Below are 8655 nucleotides of genomic sequence, written 5' to 3'. Positions count from 1 at the left end.
ATCGAATAATTTAATTTCGGTTGGTACTTTTCCGCCCACCAAATGCACGATCCATTCTCCATCAATTTGTTTGGCATCAATCGCCACAACTACGCATTGTGAACCAAATTTGTTAGCCAAATCGTTGATCAACTGCGGGTTTTTAACCGCCGAAGAATTGATAGAAACCTTATCCGCTCCGTTTTGAAGTAAGACTTCTACATCTTCAACTGCCGAAATTCCACCTCCTACGGTAAATGGAATATTGATAGTTGCCGCTACTTTGCGAACCAAATCAACTAAGGTTCTTCTTCTTTCTTCGGTTGCCGAAATATCTAGAAAAACCAATTCATCAGCACCTTCATCCGAATAGATTTTGGCTAATTCCACAGGATCTCCAGCATCACGCAAATCTACAAAATTAACGCCTTTTACAGTTCTTCCGTTTTTAATATCGAGGCAAGGGATTATTCTTTTTGTTAGCATTTTTTTAATGTGTCAATTTGAGAATTAGTCAATTAGATAATTACTTTGCAAAAATCAGTAATTATCTAATTAATTAATTTTCTCATTATCTAATTATAAAATTCTCTAGTTGTTTCAACGAAATTCTTCCTTCGTAAATGGCTTTTCCGATAATGGTTCCTTCACAGCCCAATTCGGCTAATTTTGGCAATTCATCAAAGGTTGAAATTCCTCCTGAGGCTATTAATTTCAATCCTTTTGCCTGTTCTAAAATTTTGGCATACAAATCAAAACTAGGACCTTGCAACATTCCGTCTTTAGCAATATCAGTGCAAATGACATATTGAATTCCTTTATTTTGATATTCTTGAATAAAAGGAACTAAATCTTCATTTGAATCTTCTAACCAACCTGAAACTGCTACTTTTTCATTGTTAGCATCAGCGCCTAAAATGATTTTGTCCGAACCGTATTCAGCAATCCATTTTTCGAAAATAGCACGATTTTTTACAGCAATACTTCCGCCTGTAATTTGATTTGCACCACTTTCAAAAGCAATTTTCAAATCAGAATCGGCTTTTAATCCGCCACCAAAATCAATTTTCAGTTTGGTCTGCGAAGCGATTTGTTCCAATATTTTATAGTTGACGATTTTGCTTGATTTGGCTCCATCTAAATCTACTAAATGCAAATATTCGATTCCGTGGGCTTCAAATTCTTTGGCTACTTCAAGTGGGTTTTCGTTGTAAATTATTTTGGTATTGTAATCGCCTTTTGACAAGCGTACACATTTTCCTTCGATGATATCTATGGCTGGTATTATTCTCATTATAAAAGTTAGAAATTAGAAGTTTAAAATTGCTGTTGAAATTGATTTTTGCTATTACCATTGAAACATTTATAACTTCAAAAAGTTTCCAAGAATTTGCTCACCCACATCACCACTTTTTTCAGGGTGAAATTGTGTTCCGTAGAAGTTATTATTTTCTAGAGCTGATGAATATTCTACCTCGTAATCCGTGGTTGCAATGGTTTCATCACAAATTGGTGCATAAAAACTATGTACCAAATACATATATTCTTTTTCAGCAATTCCTTTGAATAAATCGGATTTTAGATTGTAAATCACGTTCCAACCCATTTGAGGAACTTTTACTTTATTGGTAAATTTGATTACGTTTACATCAAAAATCCCTAAACCTTTGGTATCGCCTTCTTCAGAATGGTTGCACATCAATTGCATTCCGAGGCAAATTCCTAAAACTGGTTGCGTCAATGTCGGAATCAAAGTATCTAATCCACTTTTTTGCAACATCATCATGGCATAACTAGCCTCTCCCACTCCAGGAAAAATTACTTTGTCAGCTGATTTTATTTCGTCAGGATTATTGCTCAAAACAGCTTTGTAACCTAATCTTTCGATGGCAAACATAATGCTTTGGATATTTCCTGCTCCGTAATTTATGATTACTATTTTCATTTTATAAGCTTTGGGCTTTGAGCTTTGAGCTTTGAGCTGATTACCCATAGCTGAATGCTCATTGCCATTACAACATTCCTTTGGTACTTGGCAAAATCATTTTCTCAGTATCACGTTTTACCGCTACTTTTATTGCTTTCGCAAAAGCTTTAAAAATAGCTTCTATTTTGTGATGTTCGTTGTCTCCTTCAGCTTTGATGTTGATGTTGGCTTTGGCACCGTCAGAGAATGATTTGAAAAAGTGAAAAAACATCTCCGTCGGCATTTTACCGACCATTTCGCGTTTAAATTCAGTATCCCAAATCAACCAGTTTCTTCCTCCAAAGTCAATGGCTACTTGTGCTAAACAATCATCCATTGGTAAACAGAAGCCGTAACGCTCAATACCCAATTTGTTGCCTAATGCTTTAGCAAAAACTTCACCAAGTGCGATTGCAGTATCTTCTATTGTATGGTGTTCATCTACTTCTAAATCGCCTTTTACTTTGATTTCCAAATCCATTTGTCCATGACGTGAAATTTGATCCAGCATATGGTCGAAAAAAGCAATTCCGGTGTCAATTTTACTTTTTCCTGTTCCGTCTAAGTTCAAGTTGATATAAATGTCAGTTTCGTGTGTTTTTCTAGTAATAGAAGCGGTTCTAGCTTCTAATTTCAAGAACTCATATATCTTTTTCCAATCCGTAGTTTGCAAAGCAATAACCGTTTCTAAAGAACTTAAATCAGTCGAAATTTCGTTGCCTCCCAAACCTTCTTCTTGTTTCAAGAAAATGGCTTTTGCTCCTAGATTTTTGGCCAATTCAACATCAGTGATACGATCTCCTAATACAAATGAATTTGCTAAATCGTAATTCGGGTTATCAATATATTTGGTCAACATTCCGGTACGAGGCTTGCGTGTTGGTGCATTGTCTTCAGGAAAAGATCTATCAATGAAAATATCATCAAACAAAACTCCTTCATTTTCAAAGGCTCTTAAAATGAAATTTTGTGTGGGCCAAAAAGTGTCTTCTGGAAAACTGTCCGTTCCTAAACCATCCTGATTAGTTACCATCGCCAATTCATAATCTAATTCGTTGGCAATTTTAGCCAAATATTGAAAAGCTTTCGGGTAAAACTCTAATTTTTCTAAACTATCTAATTGATAATCTTTTGGTTCCAAAACGATCGTTCCATCACGATCTATAAAAAGTATTTTCTTCATGGTAAGTTTATTCTAGATCTAAACAGGTTTTCAAAACCCGTTAGGTCTTTATTGATTAATTACGTAGCGCTTCAATTAATTTTTTATTCTCTTCTTCTGTTCCAATGGTCAAACGCAATGTATTTTCGCAAAGTGGTTGAGTTGTTCTGTTACGAATAACGATTCCTTTGGCAATTAATTCATCGTATCTTTTATTAGCATCATCTACTTTAATTAAAATAAAATTGGCTTCTGTTGGATAAATTTTTTCGACAAAACTTACTTTAAGTAGCACTTTAAGTAACTCTTCTCTTTCTTTGATAATAGAAGCGATTTCAGATTTTATTTTAGCTTCATCTTTCAAACGATCTAAGGCTCGAAGTTGCGTTAATTCATTTACATTGTAAGGTGGTTTTATTTTATTTAAAACCGTAATTACTTCCTCAGAAGCATAACAAACACCCAAACGAATTCCTGCCAAGCCATAAGCTTTTGATAAGGTTTGGGTAATAATTAAATTTGGATATTGATCTAATTTTTGCAACCAACCTTCTTTATCTGAAAAATCAATATAGGCTTCATCAATTACTACAAAACCATTGAATTTTTCTAGCAATGTTTTTACGCTTTCTTCTGAAAAGGAATTCCCAGTTGGGTTATTTGGAGAGCATAAAAAAATGATTTTGGTATTTGCATCAACTGCTTCAAAGATTTTATCAAGTTGCGGTTGAAAATCAGTTGAAAGTAATACTTCTCGGTTCTCAACGGCATTGATATTTGCCAAAACACCATACATTCCATATGTTGGTGGTAATGAAATAATATTGTCAACTTTGGGCTCGCAAAAGGCTCTGAATAATAAATCTAAAACTTCATCACTTCCGTTTCCTAATAAAATCTGTTTAGGATTTATGTTTTTTAATTTTCCTAAAACCACTTTTACGTTTCCTTGCTGTGGATCTGGATAACGGTTTACTCCGTTTTGATACGGATTTTCATTGGCATCCAAAAAAATCATATCAGCTGTATCGAAATCCTCAAACTCGTCTCGAGCTGACGAATACGGCTTTAATTTTTTTACGTTTTCACGCACTATTGTATTTATATCGAAAGTCATTTTTGAAGTTTTAGTTTTTTAAATCTTTTAATCTCAAGGTTACAGCAGTTTTATGGGCTTGTAATCCTTCAGCTTCTGCCATTAGTTCAATTGCTGAACCGATATTTTGAATTCCTTTTTCGGATATTTTTTGAAAAGTCATTGATTTGGTAAAACTATCCAAATTTACGCCGCTGTAATTCTTTGCATATCCATTGGTTGGCAACGTATGATTAGTTCCTGAAGCGTAATCACCGGCACTTTCAGGAGTATAATTTCCAATGAAAACTGAACCAGCGTTCCCGATATTATTTACATAGAAATCTTCATCTTTGGTGCAAATAATAAAATGCTCAGGGCCATATTCATCAATTAATTCTAAAGCAATTTTGTCATTTTCTACATAAATTAATTTTGAATTAGCAATAGCTTTTTCTGCAATAGCTTTTCTTGGAAGAACTTCTAATTGAGACTGAATTTCTTTTTCAACTTCATCAATCAATTCTTTTGAAGTTGAAACCAAAATCACCTGACTGTCGGTACCGTGTTCAGCCTGAGATAATAAATCAGATGCTACAAATGCTGGAACAGCTGTATCATCTGCAACAATTAATAATTCTGAAGGACCTGCGGGCATATCAATAGCTACACCAAATTGAGTTGCTAATTGCTTGGCAACAGTTACAAATTGGTTTCCTGGTCCAAATATTTTGTACACTTTTGGGATTAAATCGGTACCAAAAGTCATTCCTGCAATTGCTTGAATTCCTCCAACTTTTAGAATTTTTGTTACTCCACATAAATAAGCAGCATATAAAATAGCAGGATTTATGTTTCCTTGTTTGTCTGGGGGCGAACATAGGACAATTTCGCTACAACCAGCTAATTTTGCTGGAACAGCCAACATTAATACAGTAGAAAATAATGGCGCTGTTCCACCAGGAATGTATAAACCAATTTTTTGGATAGGCCTTTTTTCCTGCCAGCAATTTACTCCTTCAATTGTTTCAACAATTACAGGGCTTGTTTTTTGAGCAGCGTGGAATTTTTCAATATTTGATTTTGCTAATTGAATAGCTTCTTTTAATTCTTTAGAAATAGTTGCGATTGCTGTTGCTATTTCGGTTTGAGAAACTTCTAATTCAGAAACTGAAACACCATCAAAAAGTGAAGTATATTTTGCAACAGCAAAGTCTCCTTTTGATTGTACTTCTTTGAAAATTCCTTTAACAGTCGATTCGATATCATCAACAGTTTTTGTTGGCCTTTCTAAAATAGTTGACCAAGTTTCTGGTTTTGGATTGAATATTTTGTTCATTTTTTTAGTTACTAAGTTGCTAAGATTCTGAGTTTCTAAGTTTTGTTTTCCTTATGAGTACTTAATGATTAAAGCACCATTTTCTCAATTGGACAAACTAAAATTCCTTCGGCGCCCGCTTCTTTTAGTTGATCAATAACTTCCCAGAAAGTATCTTTATCAATTACTGAGTGAACACTACTCCAGCCTTCTTGAGCTAAAGGTAAAACGGTTAAACTTCTTAATACTGGAAGAATTTTTCCAACTGCATCAATTTTATCGTTCGGAACATTCATCAAAATATATCTTGAATTTCTAGCTCTTAAAACCGATTCAATTCTGAATTTCAAAGTATCAATCAATTTTTGATTTCTTGGGCTGATTTTTGGAGAAACAGCTACAACTGCTTCGCTTTTCAAAATAACTTCTACTTCTTTCAAATTATTTTTGAATAAAGTACTTCCACTCGAAACAATATCGACAATCGCATCTGCAAGACCGATATTTGGAGCAATTTCAACAGAACCTGAAATTTGGTGAATGTCTACTGTTAGTCCAAATGATGCGAAGTAATCAATAACTGTATTTGGATATGAAGTTGCGATTCGCAAACCATCTAAATCTTTTATGGAATCGTATTCAAATGATTTTGGTACAGCTACAGAAACTCTACATTTTGAGAATCCTAATTTTTGTACCACTTGAATTCCTTTTCCTTTTTCAACCAAAAGATTATCACCAACGATAGCAGCATCAACTACGCCATCAATTAAGTATTGCGGGATATCTGAATTTCTTAAAAATAATACTTCTAAAGGAAAATTAGTTGCTTCGGCTTTTAATTGATCATTTCCGTTATCAATAGAAATACCGCAATCTTTTAGTATTTGAATGCTTTCTTCGTTTAAACGTCCTGATTTTTGAATTGCAATTTTAAGTGTACTCATTTTGTTGTTCTTTTTTGTTTGTAGTTTAAAATTAATGTTTGAGTACAAAGAATAGGTAATAAAAAACCCGCTTGATGTACTCAAACGGGTTTAGATTATTGTGATTTACACGCATACCATTAACACATCGCTTGAGAGCAATTATGTGAATGATGATGATGTAATTGAATTGATAACATAACTTTATTTAAATAGATAATTCTTTGTTTCTTTTGCAAAGATATATTATTAATTAATAATATTCCAATTTTTATTTTAACGTTTCATAAAGGATTTGTTAAAAATTAAAATCATCAATTTAATTACCATTATATTGCATTTCATTCGAATGGAGAAAATTCATTTAGCTTAAAATAGGTTCCAATGAAGGTCCGGCTGCAACTAAACGTTTTCCTTCTTCGGTATCTGTATATTGTTTGAAATTTTTAATGTATTGTTCAGCTAAATCTTTTGCTTTGCTTTCCCATTGATTAACATCTTTATACGTATCTCTTGGATCCAAAATACTTTTACTCACATTTGTTAATGCTGTTGGAATTGTCAAGTTCAGGAACGGAATTGTTTTTGTTTCGACAGTATCAATTTCGCCATTAAGTATTGCATCAATGATTGCTCTGGTGTTTTTGAGAGAAATTCTTTTTCCTGTCCCATTCCAACCTGTGTTTACTAAATAAGCTTTGGCTCCGTGCTCTTTCATTTTTCCAATTAATGTTTTAGAATACATAGTTGGATGCAATGTTAGAAAAGCTTCGCCAAATGCTGGCGAAAATGATGGCTGGGGCTCAGTAATTCCACATTCGGTTCCGGATAATTTAGAAGTATATCCGCATAAGAAATGGTATTGTGCCTGGTCATCGCTTAAAATAGAAACTGGTGGCAATACACCAAATGCATCGGCAGACAAGTAAATAATTTTTTTGGCATGACCAGCTTTTGAAGGCAAAACTATTTTGTTTATATGATAAATTGGATATGAAACTCGTGAGTTCTCAGTGATTGAATGGTCGTAATAATCAATTTCTCCATATTCATCGACAATTACATTTTCTAATAAAGCATCTCTTTTGATTGCTCTCCAAATATCAGGCTCATTTTCTTCTGATAAATCGATAACTTTCGCATAGCACCCTCCTTCGAAGTTAAAAACTCCATTGTCATCCCACCCGTGTTCATCATCCCCTATTAAATATCTTTTTGGATCTGCAGACAGAGTTGTTTTACCAGTTCCTGATAGCCCGAAGAATAAAGCAACATCTCCTTCTTCGCCAACATTTGCAGAACAGTGCATTGAAGCAATTCCCTTCAAAGGAAGATAATAGTTCATCATAGAGAACATTCCTTTTTTCATCTCACCTCCATACCAGGTACCGCCAATAAGTTGAATTTTCTCAGTAAGATTAAATACCACGAAGTTTTCAGAGTTTAATTCATGTTCTTCCCAATCTGGATTAGTTGTTTTTGAACCGTTTAATACAATAAAATCAGGTTCACCAAAATTTTGTAGCTCATAAACAGACGGTCTAATAAACATATTAGTTACAAAGTGAGCTTGCCAAGCTACTTCCATAACGAAACGAACTTTAAGTCTTGAGTCAGCATTTGCGCCACAAAAGGCATCGACTACATATAATTTTGGTGAGGTAGAAAGTTGTTTTAAAACTATTTTTTTCAGTTCCCGATAAACCCCTTTAGTTGTTGGAAAATTTACTTTATTATCCCAATGAATAGTGTTTTTCGTAATTTCATCTTTTACAATATATCTGTCTTTCGGAGAACGACCAGTAAAAGCACCGGTTTTAACAGCAACAGCACCCGTTTCTGTTACAGCACCTTTTGAATGTTTTTTTCTTCTACTAGATGTTTCTGCTTGAAATAATTGTTCATAAGAAGGATTATAAACAACTTCATGATAGCCCGTTATTCCTAAATTATGTAGTTCCTGAATAATCTTTATATTTTTCATAATTGCATATATTTTTTTATTCAATTGCTTTTTCTTTTACTTCAAAGTTACTTCAATTCAGGGCGTAAAGATGTGATTTTTGTCATGTTTAATAAAAAATAAAACGAATCTATTTGGGCTTTCAGCATTTGATTTTGCTATATAAATTTACAAAAAATAATATTCTCAATTATCGCTTTTAACAGATTATCGCAATGATTACTTACAACTGTCCTGATTCTATTAGATGTCACAAATAGATTTGG

General features: G+C 33.6%; 8 protein-coding genes. All 8 read right to left on the bottom strand.

Annotated elements, in window-relative coordinates:
• Positions 1–465, bottom strand: a 465-nt coding sequence (gene hisF, locus VLC96_RS09080) for an imidazole glycerol phosphate synthase subunit HisF (RefSeq protein ID WP_325262296.1), incomplete at its 3' end; no start/stop codon positions are given.
• Between the two features lie 85 nt (positions 466–550).
• Positions 551–1273, bottom strand: a complete 723-nt coding sequence (gene hisA / locus VLC96_RS09075; RefSeq protein ID WP_325262295.1) for a 1-(5-phosphoribosyl)-5-[(5-phosphoribosylamino)methylideneamino]imidazole-4-carboxamide isomerase — start codon at positions 1271–1273, stop codon at positions 551–553.
• Between the two features lie 69 nt (positions 1274–1342).
• Positions 1343–1924 carry an imidazole glycerol phosphate synthase subunit HisH gene (hisH, locus tag VLC96_RS09070; protein ID WP_325262294.1) on the bottom strand — a complete coding sequence of 194 codons (582 nt, stop codon included), beginning with the start codon at positions 1922–1924 and terminating at the stop codon, positions 1343–1345.
• Positions 1925–1991: 67 nt separating this feature from the next.
• Positions 1992–3128 carry a bifunctional histidinol-phosphatase/imidazoleglycerol-phosphate dehydratase HisB gene (gene hisB, locus VLC96_RS09065; protein ID WP_325262293.1) on the bottom strand — a complete coding sequence of 379 codons (1137 nt, stop codon included), beginning with the start codon at positions 3126–3128 and terminating at the stop codon, positions 1992–1994.
• 55 nt (positions 3129–3183) lie between these two features.
• The gene (hisC, locus tag VLC96_RS09060; protein WP_325262292.1) at positions 3184–4224 is read right to left on the bottom strand and encodes a histidinol-phosphate transaminase; all 1041 of its coding nucleotides are present in this window, start codon (positions 4222–4224) and stop codon (positions 3184–3186) included.
• A gap of 10 nt (positions 4225–4234) precedes the next feature.
• Positions 4235–5521, bottom strand: a complete 1287-nt coding sequence (gene hisD / locus VLC96_RS09055; RefSeq protein WP_325262291.1) for a histidinol dehydrogenase — start codon at positions 5519–5521, stop codon at positions 4235–4237.
• A 68-nt stretch (positions 5522–5589) separates the two neighbouring features.
• Positions 5590–6447, bottom strand: a complete 858-nt coding sequence (hisG, locus tag VLC96_RS09050; protein ID WP_325262290.1) for an ATP phosphoribosyltransferase — start codon at positions 6445–6447, stop codon at positions 5590–5592.
• Between the two features lie 343 nt (positions 6448–6790).
• The gene (gene pckA, locus VLC96_RS09045) at positions 6791–8410 is read right to left on the bottom strand and encodes a phosphoenolpyruvate carboxykinase (ATP) (RefSeq protein ID WP_325262289.1); all 1620 of its coding nucleotides are present in this window, start codon (positions 8408–8410) and stop codon (positions 6791–6793) included.
• Between the last annotated feature and the right edge of the window lie 245 nt (positions 8411–8655).

This window comes from Flavobacterium sp., assembly GCF_035456085.1.
Classification (GTDB): domain Bacteria; phylum Bacteroidota; class Bacteroidia; order Flavobacteriales; family Flavobacteriaceae; genus Flavobacterium.
This window is presented reverse-complemented; position numbering and strand designations above follow the sequence as displayed.

Bases quoted from the DNA above. Each gene is read 5' to 3' on its own strand.
- hisC (WP_325262292.1), bottom strand. From the start codon at position 4,224: ATGACTTTCGATATAAATACAATAGTGCGTGAAAACGTAAAAAAATTA.
- hisB (WP_325262293.1), bottom strand. From the start codon at position 3,128: ATGAAGAAAATACTTTTTATAGATCGTGATGGAACGATCGTTTTGGAA.
- hisA (WP_325262295.1), bottom strand. From the start codon at position 1,273: ATGAGAATAATACCAGCCATAGATATCATCGAAGGAAAATGTGTACGC.
- hisG (WP_325262290.1), bottom strand. From the start codon at position 6,447: ATGAGTACACTTAAAATTGCAATTCAAAAATCAGGACGTTTAAACGAA.
- pckA (WP_325262289.1), bottom strand. From the start codon at position 8,410: ATGAAAAATATAAAGATTATTCAGGAACTACATAATTTAGGAATAACG.
- hisD (WP_325262291.1), bottom strand. From the start codon at position 5,521: ATGAACAAAATATTCAATCCAAAACCAGAAACTTGGTCAACTATTTTA.
- hisH (WP_325262294.1), bottom strand. From the start codon at position 1,924: ATGAAAATAGTAATCATAAATTACGGAGCAGGAAATATCCAAAGCATT.